We start from the raw sequence: 17,153 nt of genomic DNA on the forward strand, positions 1-17,153 counted from the left end.
GTTCAGGAACCGGCGGCCACGGAAACCATCCCGTGCCCGTCAGACCCCTCCCCTCGCGTGAGGAGGCACATCGTGCCCACCGGACTCTCCCTCCACATCGGTCTCAACAAGGTCGATCCGCACAAGTACGACGGCTGGGACGGCCGGCTCGTCGCCTGCGAGAACGACGCCCGCGACATGGCCGAGCTCGCCCGCGCCGTCGGCTTCTCCGACACCACGCTCATGACCCGCGACGGCACCGTCGAGAACGTGACCGCGGAGCTGCGCAAGGCGGCCGGCCGGCTCCGGAAGGGCGACATCCTGCTGTTCACCTACTCGGGCCACGGCGGGCAGATGCCCGACACCGCCGGACCCGACGTGGAGGAGGACGAGCTCGACGAGACCCTCGTCCTCTTCGACCGCCAGCTGCTCGACGACGAGCTGTACGCCGAGTTCCAGCGCTTCGAGGAGGGCGTGCGCATCGTGGCGCTCCTCGACTGCTGCCACAGCGGCACCGGCATCGAGTCCGTCCGCGAGATCCTCAACCCCGTCGCCATGGAGGCCCAGTTCCAGACCAGCGACCCGGACCAGCTCGAGGCCGCGGTGCGCGTGATGCCCCTGCTGCGCCAGACGCAGATCTACGAGCGGGACAAGGATTTCTACACCTCGCTCCAGCGGCAGCTGAAGGACGAGAGCAGCAACAACGGCCGCAAGCCCTCGGCCCTGCTCATCTCGGGCTGCCAGGACAACCAGACCTCGGCCGACGGGGCCGTCAACGGGGCGTTTACGGAGGCCCTGCTCGACGTGTGGGACAAGGGTGCCTTCCGGGGCGGCTACCGGCCGTTCCACCGGGCGATCCAGCGGAAGCTGCCGGCCACCCAGAGCCCCAACCTGTACCTGACCGGCAATCCGGGGCCCGAGTTCCTCGACCAGAAGCCGTTCACGATCTGACGCACGCAGGCGCGCCAGGTGCGGGCCGGTCCTCACCCGCCGAGGCACCAGCGGGTCAGCGGCTCGATGCTCGGATGCACCCGGGGCGGGCCGCCCGCGGCCCCCTCCGGGGGCCCGGCCCCCGCCCCCGGTCCCGTACCTTCACCTGCTCCTTCACCTGCGCCGACCGCGGACGTGAAGAAGAAGCGGACCTCGCCGAACTCCGTCTCCATCGCCCCGACCAGGTTCCCCAGCCCCAGTTCCTCGCACAGCCAGGCGCGGGCCCGCCCGCTGTCCTCCCGCCACCCGGGCAGCCGACCGTGCGCCTCCGGCCGCCCGGGCAGCCGCCCGTACGCCTCCAGCAGGTCCGCCTTGCTGATGGCCACGGCCAGCCGGCTCCGCTCCAGCCGCGCACCCATGCCCCGCACGGCAGACACCGAGGGCGCGAACACCCGCTCGGGGTGGACGGGCGAGCCGAGGGCGCGCAGGGGCTCGGGCCAGCCGTGGTCCACGGCCAGCGGGTCCAGCACGAACACGAAGGCCCGCGCCCGGGCCGCGTAGCGCAGCGGATCGGCCTCCTCCCGGCTCGTGAACCGCTCCCCGGCCGTGTCGAAGACGTGGAGCAGCCGCCGCCGCGGCCCCCTGCCCAGGACGAACGACAGGGCGCGCGGCAGCTCCGGCCGGGTGGCCGACGGGTGCCCGCCGATCGTGAGCACCTCCCGGGCCACCGCGTACCGGCCGGCCGACTCCTCGTCGGCCGGCCGGAAGGGCAGCCCGCCCCGGGCCGCGGCCCCTTCCAGCACGGCCGTCATCGCGGCCACCAGCTGGGTCTTCCCGGCGGCCCGGCCCCCGATCAGCGGCAGCGCCAGCTCCCGCGCGTGCCCGGCGTCCCGGCTCAGCGGCTTCCCGCAGGCCGCCGACGTGCAGTACGGGCGAAGCCGCCGCGGGCCCCGCATGCACAGCCGCAGCGTCGGCATGGCCTGCCCGCACTGGCAGCGGTGCCGCAGCAGCCCATACCGGCCCGGCCGTACGGAGGCGTGGCGCCGGCGGCAGTTCCCGCGCGGGCAGGCGTACGCGGGATGGCGCACCCGCGCGAAGCAGTGCGGGCACATCAGGCCCCGCCCGAGCCCGCGCAGCCACACCGGCGGCAGGTCGGCCGCCCGCAGCAGCGCTGCGGCCAGCAGCGCCGCCCCGCCCGCCAGCAGCGCCAGCAGGGTGTGCACCAGCAGGACCGCGGCCAGCAGGGGGGCCGCGAACAGGGCGCCGAGGAGGTGGCCCAGCGCCGACGACAGGCCGCGGAGCAGGTCGAGCAGGCCGGATCCGGGGCCGGAGTTCTCGTGGTAGGCGGTGGCGGCGCGCTCGCCCGCCGCGGCCCGGGCCGCCCGCGGAGCCAGCAGGGCCACCTGGCGGACATCGCGCAGGGCCTGCCCGAGGAAGTAGTTCCGGTGGGCGGGCACCGGTTCGTCCTGCGGCCGGTACGGGGCGAGGACCTCGTACGCGGGGGTGCGCCGGTGCAGCACCCCGACCGTGACCGCGGCGAACCCCGCGAGCTGCCGGAACGCCTCGCCGAGGGCCGTCACGCCGACGATCAGCAGGGCAATGGCCGCGACCGCGCCCACGAGGACCAGGAACAGCCCGTCCAGCACGGCCTACCTCCCGTCCCGGCGCTCGTCCGGCGCCCCCGGCGGCCGCTTGCGCAGGAGCTGCCCCAGGAGCCTGCGCGGTGCGCCGGTCCGGCGGCCGGCCCGTTCGGCCAGCTCGTCGGCCAGCTGCGCGTCGTGCGGCCGGACCAGCCCTGACAGCCGCATCGTGTCCTCCACCCGCCAGCGGTCGGCCGCGTGCACCAGGAGTTCCCGGACCCGGTCGTGCTGCGCCTGCGGCAGGCCGTCCGGGGCGATCGCGATCCCGGCCACGTGGGAGAGGAGGACGAAACCGGCCGGACCGCGCTGCCGGGCCGCCGCCAGGGTCGCGTCCAGGTAGCCCGTACGCGTCCGGTCGTCCAGCCGGGACAGCATCCGGGGCACGTCCGGTACCTCGGCGGGCAGCCGCAGCACCGCCGGCACCAGCCGCAGCCGCTTCAGCGCCCGCGGGGCCGCCCACCGCGCCGGCGAGGGGGCCGTGAACTCCCCTGCCAGGGCGGTGGCTTCGGGCGCCTGCCGGAGCCGCCGGCTCAGGTGCAGGGAGGTGACCGCGCAGTCCAGGCTCCGGTCGGCCACCCAGCCAGGGGGGTGCGGCCCGGCCAGCCTCGTGCACAGCCGCAGGCAGTCGTCGAGCTCCTCCTCGCCCCGGATCTCCTGGTTCAGCGCGCCGTCCAGCCAGCGCGCGGCCGCGGCGGCGGAGCCGTCCGGCGGTTTCCCGGCCGGCAGCCGGCGGAGCAGCTCCCGGGCCTCCTCGTACGACCACGGCCGCCGGTCCGGCCACAGCGCGTGCAGCAGCTCCGCATCGGGGAAGTCCTGCTCCCGCAGGGCGAGGACGCGCCGGAGCAGGGTCGCCGCGCGCCGTGGGTTGCGGTGCGCGGCGGCCGTCCAGTACGCCTCCAGCAGCAGGGGGTGGCCGGCGAGGTCCGCCTCCGCCAGCAGGGCGGCGGGGAAGCGGGAGAAGGCGCGCGGGTCGGGCTCCGGCCGGGCGGCCACCTCGGCGACCAGGCTGCGCCGGAACAGGGGCCACCCCTCGGCGAGCCGGGCGACGGCCCGCTCCACCTCCCCCGACCAGGGCCGGGCGGGGGCCGCCCCGAGCAGGACGGCCGCCAGGGACCGGCAGGCCTGCTCCGCGACCGGCTCGGGCGGCTCCAGCGCGGCGCCGCGCGCCCACAGCAGCAGCCGCAGCCGGGGCCGTACGTCTTCGGCCCCGGCGAGGGCGTCCAGCCACCGGGCGGTGGCCTGCTCGCGCAGCTCGGCGTCGGTGATCGGCACCGGGCCGGCCGCCCCCGGCACGTCCGCCACGAACGCCCGCATCCGGCCGGCGTGGAGCCTGCCCTCCAGCTCGTGGTGGAGGTCCCGGTCGCCGCCGGTACGGGCGGCCCCGCTGAGCGCGGCGAGCTGCTCCTCGCCCAGGCCGGGGTGGCGCAGGTAGAGGTCGCGGGCCAGGGCCGCGCGCCGGGGTGCCGGCCGGGCCGGGTCCCCCAGCAGGCCGAGCACCGCGGCCAGGTCCCCCCGGTCCAGGGGGATGCCCCCGCCCGCCGCCGCGGCCGCCACCGGCGCGTACCAGTCGGCCAGCCGGCGTTCGGACCCGTCGGTGTACTCCCGCGTCCACGACCAGAGCGAGGCGGCCGAGCCCACTCCGATCCGGGAGAGCAGGCGTACGAGACCCGGCACGGGGAGGTCCGCGGGGAACCGCCCGGCGGCGAAGTCGAAGACGTGGCGGGAGTCCTGGTCGTCCGGTCCGAAGGCGAGCGGCACCTGCGGGACCGCCCCGGTCAGGTGCAGGCGGCTCCGTTCGGGCCGGAACTGGTAGGTGGCGAAGGAAAGCTGACGGACCATCGGGGGCGGGAGCAGGCGGCTGACTGCCGCGAACCAGTGGGCGATCCGGTCGGTCGTGCGGTCCACGAGGACCACCGGCCGCCCGTCGGCGAGCGCGTCGCAGACGGCCGCCAGCAGCAGCGGCAGCCGTTCGCCGTACGGATGCGAGTGCAGGAAGCCGCGGACGGCGGCGGTGGTGAGCGGGCCGCGGGCGGGCGGGCCCGGCAGCGGCGGGAGTTCCGTACCGGGGACCGGCGCGGCCGCCCACAGCGGGGAGTCCCACAGGTCGATGGCCGGCAGCCCGCCGCAGGCGGCCGCGAAGTCCTCGGTGTGCAGGGCGTGCGCGAAGTAGTTGCCGAACCGCCGTGCCGAGTCGCGGCCCACGTACCGCACGCACACCACCGTGGCGGCCCGGCCGTCCGGTCCGCCGGGCAGGAAGCACAGGTTGACCGGGCAGCGGGCGAGCAGCTCCGGGGTGTCGGACTCGACGAAGGGCCGGGGCGGGTCGTACCCGGCGAGGGACTCGACCGCGTGCAGGACCTCGGTGGGCAGGCCGGGGGTGACCGCGTTGAACTGGAAGCCGGAGAACCCGCTGAGGCCGTGCTCGCAGGAGGTGTAGTACAGCTGCCGCAGCTGCGCGCGGGCCCCGTCCGGCCTCGGGCCGCCGGTCACCGCTCCCGCCCCGTCCGGGGCACCGAGCCGGTCTCGGACAGCAGCCACAGCAGCGGATCGGCCACCCGGTACGGCTGGATGCCGGTCGGGGCGACCCGGGCCTCCGGGGTGGGGCCGTGGCCGAGGGCGGACACCCCGAAGTAGCGGTAGCGGGCGAAGTTGACGTCCAGGTTCGCGTCGATGGCCGTTCCCTCCCAGTCCTTCAGCAGGTGGCGCACCTCCTCGTGCACGTCGAGGCTGTCCGCCACGTCGAACCGGCCCCCGCCCGGCGGCTGCCGGCGCAGCGGGCTGCCGCGGTCGAGCAGGTGCCAGAAGGCGTCCATCTTGGAGAACACCACGGCCAGCGGGGTCGCCACCTTCCCCGAGCGGGACCGCCCGCCCGGGGCGGCCCGCAACATGTCGAAGATCCGCCCCAGCACGTTCACCGGGCTGTCCACCCCCTCGCTGCCGGGCAGGGCGGTGCCCCGGGCCGCCCACGGCCGCGCGCCGGGCATCTGGAGGGGGTCCAGCAGCAGGATGATCCCGTCCGCGTGGGACAGGTACCTGGTGTTGACCTCCATGCTGTCCCGGGAGTTGAAGTCCTCGCCGGCCGTGTCGAAGAAGGACAGCACGGTGTGCCGGGACCGCTCCCCGAGCAGGCCGCGGCGGCGCACCCCGAAGCGGAAGACCAGCGGGTCGATGCGGTTGTCGTGGGCGACGGCGGTCCGGGTGCCGAGGAACATGCGGCCGTCCCGGTACAGATGGTCCTGGTACTCGGACACGAAGCGCATCATCGTGAGGTCGTCGGCCGCCAGCATGGCCGCACCGAAGGCACTGCCGACCCGGTTCATCATCTCGTGCAGGAGCACGGTCATGTAGACCGTCTTTCCGCTGGCCTTGGCCCCCACCATGGCGATCATCCGGCTGTCGACCATGCCGAACTCCACCGGCAGGGTCATGTGGCACACGGGGCAGATCCGGTACGTGGTCTCGCTCGCGCAATCCGGGCAGGCCGCCGACCTCTTGCGGCCGTCGGCGGCGAACACCGGTCCCAGGTCACCGAGTTGGCCCATCCGCTCGACGAGAACGGGGTCGCGGCGGCGCTCGCACCGCTGCCGGCCGGGGCCGATCCGGCTGTTGCACCGGAACAGGATCCCCGCCGCGGCCAGGTACTCGTAGCAGTACGGGCAGGTCAGGCGTCGGGCCATGTCAGCTCACCCGCAGTCGGCGGAGGGAGACGGGGCGCAGCTCCACCTCGTCGTGGGCCTCGGGGTCGGCGGTGAAGCAGACCAGCCAGGAGAACTCCCCGGCCGCCGGGAGCGGGAAGCGGACGAGCAGCGGCGGGCCCGCGGGCAGCGGCTGCGCCGGCACCTCGCACACGACCGTCCCTTCGGCGGGGCCGGCCGGCCGGAAGCGGCCGGTGCCGTGCACGACCAGGAGCGCGGGCAGCGCGCAGCCGGTCGCGCAGCGGAAGGAGACCGTGGCGGTCCGGCCGGTGAGCCGCCGCCGCGCCGCGGGTTCGTACAGGACGAGCGGCGGCTCGGCGGGCACCGGGAGGGTGGCGGCGCCCTCGATGTCCGCGCCGGCGGCGGGTACGTGGGCCTCGACGGTCAGCGTCACGGCACCCCGGCCCACGTGCAGGCTGAGCCCGCCGTCGTGCTCGTAGGTCCGGCGCCGGACCAGCACGTCGCCGGAGGCGGAGGCGGAGGCGGGGGCGGAGGCGGAGGCGGGGGCGGCCGGGGCGTGGGCGGCGGATCGGCGCGCCAGCGCACCCGGGCGGTGGGTGCGGCCGCCGGCCAGGCCCACACCACGAGCAGGTGCTCGCCGCGCCGGATCGCGTCCAGCTGGGCCACGGGGACGGCGGCCCGGGGGCCGTCGGAGGCGCCGGTGGCGATGCCGCCGGGCGCCGGGGTGCGGCCGGGGCCGTCTGCGCCGTGGGCGCCGTCGGCGCTGGTGCCGCCGGTGCGGCCGGTCCCGTCGGTGCTGCGCGTGCCGCCGGTCCCGTCTGTTGCGACGGGTCCCGTGGCCCCGGCGCTTCCGGTCGGTCCCGCTGCGTCGGGGGCGTGGCCGCCCGTCGGGACGGTCCAGTGTCCTGTGGCGGGGGCGGCTGTCGGGTCCGCGGCTGCACTCGGGTCCGCGCTCGTCGCGCCGGGCGGGACCGTGGCCCCGGTGGTGGCATACGGGTCCGCGGGGGGCGGCGGGAGGGGGCGGCCGTCCCCGGCCGGGGGCGGCCCACCGGGGGGCGGTGCAGCAGGCTGTGCGTCCGGCGGGCCGGGGGGTTCGGGGTCCCAGGCGGCCGCCGCCGTGTGCGAGGAGTTCGAACCGCCCGGGGTGTCCGCCGTGCCGAGCGGTCGCGGACCGGCTCGGAATTCCGTCGCGCCGGGGGGTTGGAGTCCGTGCCGGCCGGGTGTCGTGGCCGGGGGCTCGGGGTCGTCGCGATCGGTCGTCGTGGTCCGGGGCTCGGGGGTGGTGCGGGTGCCGCCGGGAGCCGGGTCGGTCTGCGTGCCGACGGGGGCCGGGGCGGTGTGGGTCCCGGCGGGAGCCGGGTCGGTGCGGCTGCCGACCGGGGGAGGGGCGGCGTGGGTGCCGGCCGGAGCGGGGGCGGTGCGGGTGCCGGCCGGATCCGGACGGGTGCGGGTGCCGGAGGGATCCGGGTCGGAACGCGTGCCGGCGGGAGTGGGGTTGCCGCGCGCGCCGGTGGGGTCCGGGTCCGTGCGGATGCGGAGGGGGCCGAAGGAGGCCAGTGCGATCAGGCCGTGGACCACGGCGAGTTCCGGCTCGTGGCAGCGGACGCTCGTGCCGAGGAGCCGCTCCAGGTCCTCCGCCGTACCCGGCGTGGCGGACAGGCCCCCGGCCAGCAGCACGGTGTCGGGTTCCTGTCCGGCGCCCGCGAGGAAGGCCGTCACCGCGGCCCCCGCCCGGTCCCGCAGCCCGGCCGTCAGCAGCCGGAGCCCGGCCCGGTCCAGGCTGAGGACGTACTCCCCGCGGTCGGTGGTGACGGTCGCGGACGCCGTCTCCCGCCCGGACAGCAGGATCCGCAACTCCTCGGCCACGGCAGCGGTTACGGCCTCCTGCGCGGCCGGATCGGCCAGCCGGCCGCGGAGCCCGGCCGCCACCGCGGCGTCCCAGTCCGCACCGCCCAGCCGGTGCGTGGCCGTGTCGAGGATGCGCACCGTGCGGTCCGGAGTGACCTCAAGGAGGGTGAGATCGAGGGTGGTCGCCCCCTGGTCGACCACCAGGACGGACCGGTCGGTGCCTTCGGCCACCGCTCCGTAGGCGAGGGCCGCGGCCACCGGTTCGGGGGCCAGGTGCGCCACGGCCAGCCCCGTGCCCAGTACGGCGCGCGGCCGGGCGAGGTCCTGGTCGCCGGCGGGCGGCAGGCCCAGGGCGATCGCCACGCCCCCGGCCGGGCCCGCGGTCGCCCGGTCCCCCTCCGGGGGCGCGCTGCCCAGCAGTTCGGTGACGCAGGCGGGCAGGTCCGCCGGGGCGCCGAGCCGGACCGTGACCGTCACCGGCCGGCCGTCGGGACCCGGCCGGGCGATCCGCCCGTACCGGTGGCCGATGTCGAGGGCGAGCACGCTCATCGCGGGACACCCCCGGCCGGGGCCGCGGTGACCCGGGGACCGTCGTCCGGGTCCACGCCGACCGTCAGTTCGCTGCCGGGAGCGGGACGGTGCGTCACGAAGTGCCGCACCACGGCGGCGCGCAGCGCCTCCAGTTCGTTGCGGATCTGCCGTCCCCCGTACGCCAGCCGCCCGGGGTCGGCCATCCGGCGGGTGAGCCAGGCGTGCACCCCGGCGGGCTCGTACCGGAGCTCGACCTGGTGGCGTTCGCGCACCGAATCGGCGAGCTGGGCCAGCAGCCGGTCCGCGATCCTGACGATGTGCTCCCGGCGGAGCATGTCGAAGACGACCACGCCCGGGCCGAGCCGTCCGTAGATCTCCGGGCGCCCGATCTCCCGGAACTTCTCCTCCACCGCCTGCCGGAAGTGCAATTCCAAGACGGAGTAAGGCAGTTCCCCGCCGCGCTCGGCCAGCAGCCGCTGCACGGCATCGGCCCCCGTGTTGCTGGTGAAGATGATCAGGCACTGGGAGAAGTGCGCGGTCTGGCCGCGGCCGTCGGTCAGCCGGCCGTCCTCCAGGATCTGGAGGAACTTGTCCAGGACCTTCGGGTGCGCCTTCTCGATCTCGTCGAAGAGCAGCACGCTGAAAGGCCGTTCCTGGACGCGCCGGGTCAGTTCACCGCCCTGCTCGTAGCCCACGTAGCCGGGGGGCGCGCCCGCGAGCCGCTCCGCTGCGTGTTCCTGCTGGTACTCGCTCATGTCGAAGCGGGCGTACGCGCCCTGATCCCCGAACACCAACTCGGCCACCGCCTTGGCAAGTTCGGTCTTGCCCACGCCGGTCGGGCCCACGAAGAAGAACGCCCCGCGCGGCCGCGCCGTACCGGAGCCGCCGAAGTCCACCCCCACGAAGGCCGCCTGGAGCGAGGCGGCCACCGCGTCCACGGCCGTCTGCTGCCCGATCACCCGCGCGCCCAGCAGTCGGGCCGCCTGCCCCACGGTCTCCTGGTCGAGCTGGGTCCACGGGTCCACGCTCACGTTGAGGCGGTGCAGCTCCAGCAGCTTGTCCGGCTTGGCCACCGGCACGTTGCGCAGCCGGGAGGTGCGGGCCAGGGCGTCGATCTCCCAGCCCGCCATCCCGTCGGTGGCCCCCACCAGGGCCTCCATCTCGGCCCGTGTGGCCTGCTCCTGACCCGTGAACTCGCGGCGCTGCCAGGACAGCCACAGCCGCCGCTCGCTCGGATCGGGCGGGCCGACGTGCAGGGCGGCGATCCGCGGGTCCTCCAGGTGGAACCACCCCGGCAGCCGCCCCACGTCGCCTACCGCGCACAGCACCGCATTGCGGGCCCGGGGATCGGCATCGGCGTACGGCCCGGGGTGCGGGGTCACGGCATCGGCCATGGCGGCGCGCAGCCGCAGGTAGCCGAGGTGGGACTCGGGCTGGCCCGGCGGCAGCCGGTGGTCCACGTCCTGGAAGACGAAGGCGGTCGCCGCGTCCGGGCTCGCCACCAGCCGGCGCACCGTGGCCACCACGTCGTCGAACGAGGTGGCACGGCGGGCCGGGGAGGCCTCGAACAGGCGGTTCCGGGTCTCGTGGCGCTCCGCCTGGCGCCGGGTCGGGGGCGCGTCGGGGGCGCCGGCCTGCCGGACGGGGGCGCCGGCCGGGGTGCCGGGGGTGGGGGAGCCGGGTGCGTCGCCGGGGCTTCCCTCCCCGTTCCCGTGTCCGTTCGCGCCCCCGTTCCGGTGCCAGGGCCGGTCGGAGCCGTCCGCCCGGCCGGGGTGGGCCGGCAGCCGGGCCACCAGCTCGTCGAAGCGCCTGGCATGCCCCGGCAGCGGGAACACCAGGCCGTCCACCGGGTCCCACCAGCCCACGACCTCGGCACCGCGCAGCTCCAGCACCCCGCTGACGACGGTGCGGAACGAGGCGGGCCGCCCGTCCAGCCACCAGCGGTCGCGGATCTGGCCGTCCAGGACCACCTGGCGGCCGCGGCGCAGCTCCCAGCCCAGGGACACCGCCCACAGCGGCATCCCGGGATCGGCGGCTGCGGGTGCAGGCGTCCCGGCTGCGGCCTCCGCCGGGGCCTCGGCCGAGGCCCCCGGGACGGTCCGCCCCTCCCGTCCCTCCCGTCCGTCCTGCGTGTCCTGCCCGTCCTGCTTCTCCCACCGGACCGTGCTCACCGGTGACGCTCCTTCCACTCCGGCGGCGGGACGGCCGCGGCGCCGCGCGGCGGGCGCCCGTCCCAGGTCAGCTCTCCGGGTACGAAGCCCTCCCCGCTCATGGCCGCGTGCACCCGGTCGAGCAGCTCCTCGGGGGTGCAGACGGCGGCGCCCTCGGCAGCGGCCCGCACCGACATGTCGGCCTCCCCGGACACCCGGTAGGTCAGCAGCGGCTGCCCGTCCTCGCCCGGTCCGACGGACGCCTCGTACACGGCTCCGCTCGGCCGCTCGAAGGACAGCACCAGGCGGCCGCCTTCCTCGCCGCCGCCCGTGAAGGCAAGCCCGGCGTCGGTCATGGCCTCCTTCAGCGCCTGGGCCAGCTCCCCCCGCCGGTCGAACGCCAACTGGAGCTCGTCCAGTCGCTCTTCGGCCTCCGGAAGGAGGGTCTCCAGCGCGGCGACCGCGCTCAGTGCGGCGTCGGGCAGGCGCACGGCGAGCGCGTCCGTGACCGCGCCGAGCGCCTCCTCCAGCCGCCTCGCCAGCTCGGGATCGCCGAGCTCGGCGGCATCCGTGACGGCGTCCCGGGCCGGCCCCGAGACGACCCCGAACCGGTCGCCGGCCTCGGCGAGGGCCTCCCACAGGGCCTCTTCCCGGGCCCGCTCCGCCTCCTCCCGGGCCAGCCGCTCCGCCGCGCGCCGCTGCTCCTCCGCCACCGCGGCGGCCACCGCCGACTCGTGCCGGGCGAGTACGTGCTCCACGGTGCCGAGCAGGGCCTCGAAGCGGACCTCCCGGCCCGGGACCGCGGCGGCCCGGAGCCGGTCCAGCAGGTCCCCTGCATCCGCCCGCCCCGCCGGATCGGCCTGCGGGCCTGCCAAGCCGGCCTCCATGAAGCGGAGTTCGAGTGCGTGCAGCAGTTCGCGCCGCGCGGCATGCCCGGGGTGCCCGGTGTCCGGCGGGCGCAGCAGGACGAGGCGGGCCCGGAGCGCCTCGACGGTCGGGCCGAGCGGCTCCGGGCCGCCGACGCGGGTGCGTAGAGCAGTCAACTCAGCTTCCACAGCGTTGAGTTCCCTCATGATCCGGGTGGCTCCGGGCGGCTCGCCCGGTCCGGCCCGGACCTGCGTGCGCAGCTCCGCCAGGAGGGATTCGGCCTCCTCGATGCGGCGCAGCTCGGCCCGGCCGTGCTCCGCGCGGGTGCGCGCCGTCCGGGCCGCCGACTCGGCGCGCCGGCGCTCCTCCTGCTCGGACCGGAGCTGCTGCCGGCGCAGGGCCGCCTGCCGGTCGCGCTCGGCGGCGAGCGCGGCCCGCTGGTCGCAGCGGCCCTGCTCCCGGTTGCGGCGTGCGGCGGCGAGCCCGGCGATCACCGCCGCGCCGAGCAGGATCAGTGTCGGGTCGAAGGCGACGGCGCTGTACATGACCGATCCGCTCATGGCATCCCCCGTAGTCGGTGACGGTGCGTCCCGTGGTGCCTCACGTGGCTCACGTGCCTCACGTGCCTTGCATGCCTCGCGTGCTTCGGGTGTCTCCCCTGTCGCGCCTGTCTCGTGCTGCGCGTGCGGCTAGCCGGTCCGCCGTGCCGCGTCCGCCTCACCTGCCGCGTCCGCCGCGTCCGCCGCGTCCGCCTCGGCTCCGCGGTCCCGCCCGCCTGCCCGGTCCGGCCCGGGTTCCGGCGGCCGGTCCGCGCGGTGCAGGGCGTACCCGCGGGCGGCGAGGCGGGCGTCCAGGCGGTCCCGGAAGCCGGGCACGGGCGGTACGCCGGCCCAGGACAGGGTGCCGTCGGGGGCCAGCGAGACCTCCAGTCCGGCGCTCGTGTCGGGCCCGGTGAGTCCGGCGTACCGGTCCGAGAGGGCGATCAGCCGCTGGTTGGCGGACCCGCGCCAGCGCAGCGGGGCGTGCCGACCGGCCAGGTACGGGCCGTCCACCAGGAGGTCCAGCCGGTCCAGGAGGGCCTGCTGCCCGAGGGTTCCGCGGCGCAGCACCTCGTACCGGAAACCGGAGTAGGCCATGGCCGAGAACCGCGGGTGCCGGGCGCGTACGGCGTCCAGCAGGGCGGCGAGGGCCTCGGGCTGGCTGAAGGGCTCGCCGCCCGACAGGGTCACCCCCGCCACGCTCCCGGAGTCGGCCAACCCGGCCAGCCAGGCGGTGAGTTCGGCGACGGACCGGGGTGTCCCGCCCTCGAACGGCAGGGTTTCGGCGGCCACACAGCCCTGGCAGCGCAGCGGGCAGCCCTGCACCCACACCACGGCCCGGGTGCCCGGCCCGAGCACGGTGCACCGGTCCAGGGTCCGGGCCACGGACAGGAGGTCGGCGGTCATGCCTCCGCCACCTCCCCGGCCGGTCCGCCGGGACCGGGCCCCGGCTGCGCCGGGTAGCAGTCCGCGCCGCGCGCGGCCTGGTCGCACCAGGGGCACCACGGACGCTCCGCGCTGTGCACGTGCCGCGGGTTCACCGCGCACACGGCGAGCCGGTCCGGGGCGGCCGCCGCAGCCAGTTCCGCCGCCCAGACCGCGGCCGGGGGGCGCTCCCCGCCGCCGAACGCCGCCCGGAAGAGCCCGGCCAGGCGGTGCGGCAGCAGATCGGCGGGCGGCGCGGACCGCGGCAGGACCACGGAGGTCCGCGCCGTGATCCGGCACCGGCCGTGCTGAAGGTTGTCGTCCAGGGACAGGAAGTCGCGGCCGTCCCCGGGATGTCCGGCAAACGGGTGCAGTCCCGTCATCAGCAACTGGTGGACGAGCACCGCGAGGACGAAGGAGTCCGAGTGCCGGTCGGGCGGCGCCGCGGTCGGGCCGAGCCGCTCGGGCGCGGTGTAGCCGGGCGTGCGCATCCGGCTCGGGAACAGCTCCGCCCCGTCCGTGAACTGCCAGGAGTCCACGTCCGCGATACCGGCCCGGCCCTTCCGGTCCACCCACAGGTTGTCGGGCTTGAGGTCCCCCACCACGTAGCCCTCGGCGTGCAGTTCGGCCAGCAGCCCGGCGAGGGAGGCGGCAACGGCGAGTGCTCCGCCCCAGGTCGGCCCGGCTCCGCCGCTGCCCCCGCCCGCCGCGGAGGACAGCAGCCGGTCGAACGGTCGGAAGCCGCACCGCATGTCGGGCATCACGTACCCGTCGGTCCGGCCGCCGTCCGGGTGCCGCGCGTGGACGGCCACCAGCGGCCACGCCACCCGGCACGGCCTTCCGGCGAGCAGCCGGACGGTACGGGGCTCGCGGCGCTGCCGGACGAGCCGTTCCAGCCGGCGCCGGTACGCGGCCGGGTCCGGCGGGCCGGGCACGAGCTTGGCCACGAGCCCCCGCCCGTCCTCCACCGCGTACACCGCGCCTTCCGCGCCCGTGCCGACCTGCCCGGTCAGCCGGTACGCGTGCCCGTTCCCGGACACCACGGTCAGGGCCATCACCGCCCCCCTTCCGCCGCCCACAGGGCGCACACCACCGTCAGGTCGTCCCCCGTCCGCGCCGCCGCGGGACCGGCCAGGAGGTCCCGCACCGGCGCCGCGTCCCCGCCGTTGGCCCGGAGGGCGGCGGACAGGCCGCCGAAGAACCGGCCCGAGGGCAACGGGCCTGCGTCGAGCGGCAGTCCGCGGGCCGCAGGATGGTCCAGCGCGACGGCGGCGCAGCCGTCCGTGGCCAGCACGACCCCGGTCAGCCCCGGGTCCCACACGGTGAACGTGCGCACCCGCAGCCGTGCCCCGGGGGAGGAGAGGTACGCGGGCGGCGGGCCGCCGGGCAGCGGCGGCGGCAGCACCAGGTGGCAACGCTCCCGAGCCCCGGACGCGTCCCCTTTCATCCCCTCCTTCACCCCCGCCCCCGCCGCAACGCCCGCCGTCGCTGCCTCCGCCGAGCCGGAACCGCGGGTCAGCACCACCCCGAAGCAGTCGCCGGCGGACAGGAACGCCGCCCACGGCGGGCACACCACCGCGGCGGCCAGCCCGGCGGCCACCTGCCCGGGATCCGCCGCCGCGCGCACCCCGCCCTCGGACGGCGGCGGCCGGTCCGTCCCGCCGGCTGCGTCGAGCAGGGCGCGCGCCGCCCGTACCCAGCCGTCGACCACGGCCGTGCCCCGCGCGGCGATCCACGCACTCCATGCGCCCGGTTCCGCGCCCCGGCCGGGCGGCTCCGCCGCGAGCAGCCGGCAGGCCGTGTCCACGGCGAGGTGCGCCCCGAGCGCACTGCGGTCCCGGCTGCCCACGCCGTCGGCCACCGCGAGGACCGCGGAGCCGCCGAGGTCCGCCGTCTTGAACGCGTCCTGGCAGTCCAGCCCCCGGGCCAGGTGGCCCGCTCCCTGCACCGACGCCCCGGAGAGGATCACAGGTGCCTTCCTTCCAACTCCTTGAGGCGGCGCAGCCGTTCCGCATGTCCGGAAGTCAGCTGGTGGATGTCCGCGGCGCCCGGCACCGCCCCCAGCCGGTCCGAGCTCTGGAAGAGCAGATCGAGGATCGCGCCGAAGTCGAAGGCGTCGAGGAACAGCGCCGCCTGCGGGGCGAGGACCTCCAGCAGGGGCAGGTCCGCCCCGTGCACGCCGATGGCCTGGAACACGCACTCCCCGCGCTGCTCGGCCCACCGCAGCCGCTTCGCGAGCGGGGCCAGCGCCCGTGCGTCCAGCGGGCGGCCGTCGGCATCGCTCGGCGCCCCGTCCGTGAGCACCCACAGGAAGGGGCGCCGGACCTGCACGCGCTGCTCCTGGAGGCTGCGGTAGCGGGCCGCGGCCAGGTCGAGGGCGGTCTCCACCGCGTCCGTCAGCCGGGTCAGCCCGGCCGCCGCCAACCGCGGGGGCCGTACCGCCTCCACCGCGGCGAACACCCGGTCCGGCTGGGCGGCTGCGGCCGGCACCAGCTCCCCGGCGGGCGGGTCGTACACCCGTACCTCCGAGTCGAAGGTGATCAGGCACACCTCCACGCGGGACTGCAGCCGCGGTACGGCCCGCGCCCGGTCGAACCAGCCCGCCAGCGCCGCGTTGAGCTCGTCGATCCGCGGCCGGCCGGCCGGGCGCCCCATCGAGGCAGAGGTGTCGAGCAGCAGGACCACCGGCTGTCGCTCCTGCCACCCCTCCGACACCGCCGGGCCCGGCCGTCCGCCGTTCACGACCCGGCCCGCCCGGCGCCGTCGGCCGCGAGCGCCCCCAGCCGCGGGTCCCGGTGCACGCGCACCCTCGTCCCGGGCGGGACCGGGGCCGGGGCGCGTACCGGCATCCGCAGCAGCACTCCGTCCACCAGGACGTACGCATCCGGGTCGGGCCACGTCACGACCCGCCCCTCCGCCCCGTCGGCCCACCGGACCGGATCCCACCCGCTGCTCGTCACGCCGGACGCTCCCCCGTCAGTCATCTGACCCCCCATCAACCATCTTCCAGCCAAGGCCGGTTGCCGCCCGGTCGCCGTCCGGTCGGATCCCGGTCACGGGCAGCCGGTCGAGCAGCGCGCCCACCGCCGCCGCTCCGCGGACCAGCAGATGCACCTCCCACGGCGCCCCGCGCGCCAGTTCCGCCCCGATCGCCGCCCAGAGGGCGGCCGCGCTGGTGGCGTACGGCAGCCCGCCGCGCCCCGACCCCAGCAGGGGGAAGCACACCGAGCGCAGCGGCGGATCGAAGCGGTCGTGCTCGTCGGCCAGCAGTCCGAAGACCCGGCCCGCGGCCCGCGTGATGTCGTCGGGCAGGACGTCGTAGTCGTTGGTACCGGCCCGCGGCACCGCGATGGCGGCGTGGTAGATCCGCCGGACACCCTGCCGGGCCAGGGCCCCCGAACCCGTCGTCGCGACCGTGCCGGGCAGTACCGGACGGCCCGAAGTCTCGTAGTGGGCGGCCCATTTGCGCAGCTCCTCGTGGAGCGGATCGTCGCGTACGTCCCCCGTCACCCCGCGGACGGCGGCCGCCCGGCGCAGGGAGGCCGACACGGAGGCCTTGTACGGCTCGGGCAGCGCCAGGTACGTGTTCACGGGCGAGACCACCACGTCCACGTCGCGCAGCAGGTCCACCGGATGGGCGTGCACGGTCAGCGGCACCTCCCGGCCGCCCGCCCGGACCGACACGACCTGGTGCCCGGCCGCCACCCGCCGCGGCCCGGGCCGGACGGCGGTGCCGCCCGGCTCCGCACCCCGCGACGGTGCGGCCGCGGCCCGGGCGACCTGCTCGGCGACCTGGCCGAGCACCATCAGCTCGTGTTCCTTGCGGAACCGCTCCACGCTCACCCCGTACACCTCGGCCGAGCGCTTGCGCCGGTCCGCTGCGGGCCAGTCCCGGGTGCCGGGTGCCAGCCCGAGCGTGTACTCGGCCGCCGTGCGGAGGTTCCCCGGGTCCAGCCGCGCCACGGCGAGCCGGATCAAGGACTCGACCGAGCCGTCCGGAAGCCCGGCTGCGGCCTCCCGCAGCGCGGGCAGTCCGAGCGTGCGCAGCCGGACCAGACCGGACCTTCGCAGCTCCTTCAACTCGCCCAT

At 76.8% G+C, this 17,153-nt stretch carries 14 protein-coding genes; 1 reads left to right on the forward strand and 13 read right to left on the reverse strand.

Annotation, left to right across the window (positions count from 1 at the left end):
- Positions 1 to 72 precede the first annotated feature (72 nt).
- Positions 73 to 930 carry a caspase family protein gene (locus tag ACZ407_RS17075; protein ID WP_468128882.1) on the forward strand — a complete coding sequence of 286 codons (858 nt, stop codon included), beginning with the start codon at positions 73 to 75 and terminating at the stop codon, positions 928 to 930.
- A 32-nt stretch (positions 931 to 962) separates the two neighbouring features.
- On the opposite strand, the gene ACZ407_RS17080 is transcribed toward ACZ407_RS17075, so the two are convergent.
- The 13 genes from ACZ407_RS17080 to ACZ407_RS17140 all read right to left on the reverse strand — a co-directional run bounded on the left by ACZ407_RS17080 (position 963) and on the right by ACZ407_RS17140 (position 17,153).
- Complete coding sequence (locus ACZ407_RS17080; protein WP_468128883.1) at positions 963 to 2,555, reverse strand: TRAFAC clade GTPase domain-containing protein; 1,593 nt, start codon at positions 2,553 to 2,555, stop codon at positions 963 to 965.
- 3 nt (positions 2,556 to 2,558) lie between these two features.
- On the reverse strand, positions 2,559 to 5,087 hold the full coding sequence (locus tag ACZ407_RS17085; protein WP_468128884.1) for a GTPase-associated protein 1-related protein: 2,529 nt from the start codon (positions 5,085 to 5,087) through the stop codon (positions 2,559 to 2,561).
- Positions 5,036 to 6,226 carry a TRAFAC clade GTPase domain-containing protein gene (locus ACZ407_RS17090; RefSeq protein WP_468128885.1) on the reverse strand — a complete coding sequence of 397 codons (1,191 nt, stop codon included), beginning with the start codon at positions 6,224 to 6,226 and terminating at the stop codon, positions 5,036 to 5,038. The genes ACZ407_RS17085 and ACZ407_RS17090 overlap by 52 nt, the downstream gene beginning before the upstream one ends.
- A 1-nt stretch (position 6,227) precedes the next feature.
- Positions 6,228 to 6,638 carry a hypothetical protein gene (locus ACZ407_RS17095; RefSeq protein WP_468128886.1) on the reverse strand — a complete coding sequence of 137 codons (411 nt, stop codon included), beginning with the start codon at positions 6,636 to 6,638 and terminating at the stop codon, positions 6,228 to 6,230.
- On the reverse strand, positions 6,635 to 8,602 hold the full coding sequence (locus ACZ407_RS17100; protein WP_468128887.1) for an Hsp70 family protein: 1,968 nt from the start codon (positions 8,600 to 8,602) through the stop codon (positions 6,635 to 6,637). The genes ACZ407_RS17095 and ACZ407_RS17100 overlap by 4 nt, the downstream gene beginning before the upstream one ends.
- Positions 8,599 to 10,755 (reverse strand): AAA family ATPase, encoded by a 2,157-nt coding sequence (locus tag ACZ407_RS17105; RefSeq protein ID WP_468128888.1) that lies wholly within the window; start codon positions 10,753 to 10,755, stop codon positions 8,599 to 8,601. Before ACZ407_RS17105 ends, ACZ407_RS17100 begins: the two co-directional genes overlap by 4 nt.
- Positions 10,752 to 12,161: a hypothetical protein gene (locus ACZ407_RS17110; RefSeq protein ID WP_468128889.1), complete on the reverse strand. Its 1,410-nt coding sequence runs from the start codon at positions 12,159 to 12,161 to the stop codon at positions 10,752 to 10,754. The genes ACZ407_RS17105 and ACZ407_RS17110 overlap by 4 nt, the downstream gene beginning before the upstream one ends.
- 129 nt (positions 12,162 to 12,290) lie before the next feature.
- Complete coding sequence (locus tag ACZ407_RS17115) at positions 12,291 to 13,046, reverse strand: 4Fe-4S single cluster domain-containing protein (RefSeq protein WP_468128890.1); 756 nt, start codon at positions 13,044 to 13,046, stop codon at positions 12,291 to 12,293.
- Complete coding sequence (locus ACZ407_RS17120; RefSeq protein ID WP_468128891.1) at positions 13,043 to 14,119, reverse strand: protein kinase domain-containing protein; 1,077 nt, start codon at positions 14,117 to 14,119, stop codon at positions 13,043 to 13,045. The genes ACZ407_RS17115 and ACZ407_RS17120 overlap by 4 nt, the downstream gene beginning before the upstream one ends.
- The gene (locus ACZ407_RS17125) at positions 14,119 to 15,033 is read right to left on the reverse strand and encodes a protein phosphatase 2C domain-containing protein (protein WP_468128892.1); all 915 of its coding nucleotides are present in this window, start codon (positions 15,031 to 15,033) and stop codon (positions 14,119 to 14,121) included. Before ACZ407_RS17125 ends, ACZ407_RS17120 begins: the two co-directional genes overlap by 1 nt.
- Positions 15,030 to 15,749: a vWA domain-containing protein gene (locus ACZ407_RS17130; protein ID WP_468128893.1), complete on the reverse strand. Its 720-nt coding sequence runs from the start codon at positions 15,747 to 15,749 to the stop codon at positions 15,030 to 15,032. Before ACZ407_RS17130 ends, ACZ407_RS17125 begins: the two co-directional genes overlap by 4 nt.
- Positions 15,750 to 15,802: 53 nt before the next feature.
- The gene (locus ACZ407_RS17135) at positions 15,803 to 16,024 is read right to left on the reverse strand and encodes a hypothetical protein (protein WP_468128894.1); all 222 of its coding nucleotides are present in this window, start codon (positions 16,022 to 16,024) and stop codon (positions 15,803 to 15,805) included.
- A 16-nt stretch (positions 16,025 to 16,040) separates the two neighbouring features.
- A complete protein-coding gene (locus ACZ407_RS17140) occupies positions 16,041 to 17,153 on the reverse strand; it encodes a macro domain-containing protein (RefSeq protein WP_468128895.1) in 1,113 nt (370 codons plus the stop codon).

The organism is Streptomyces sp. NPDC030809, assembly GCF_055572195.1.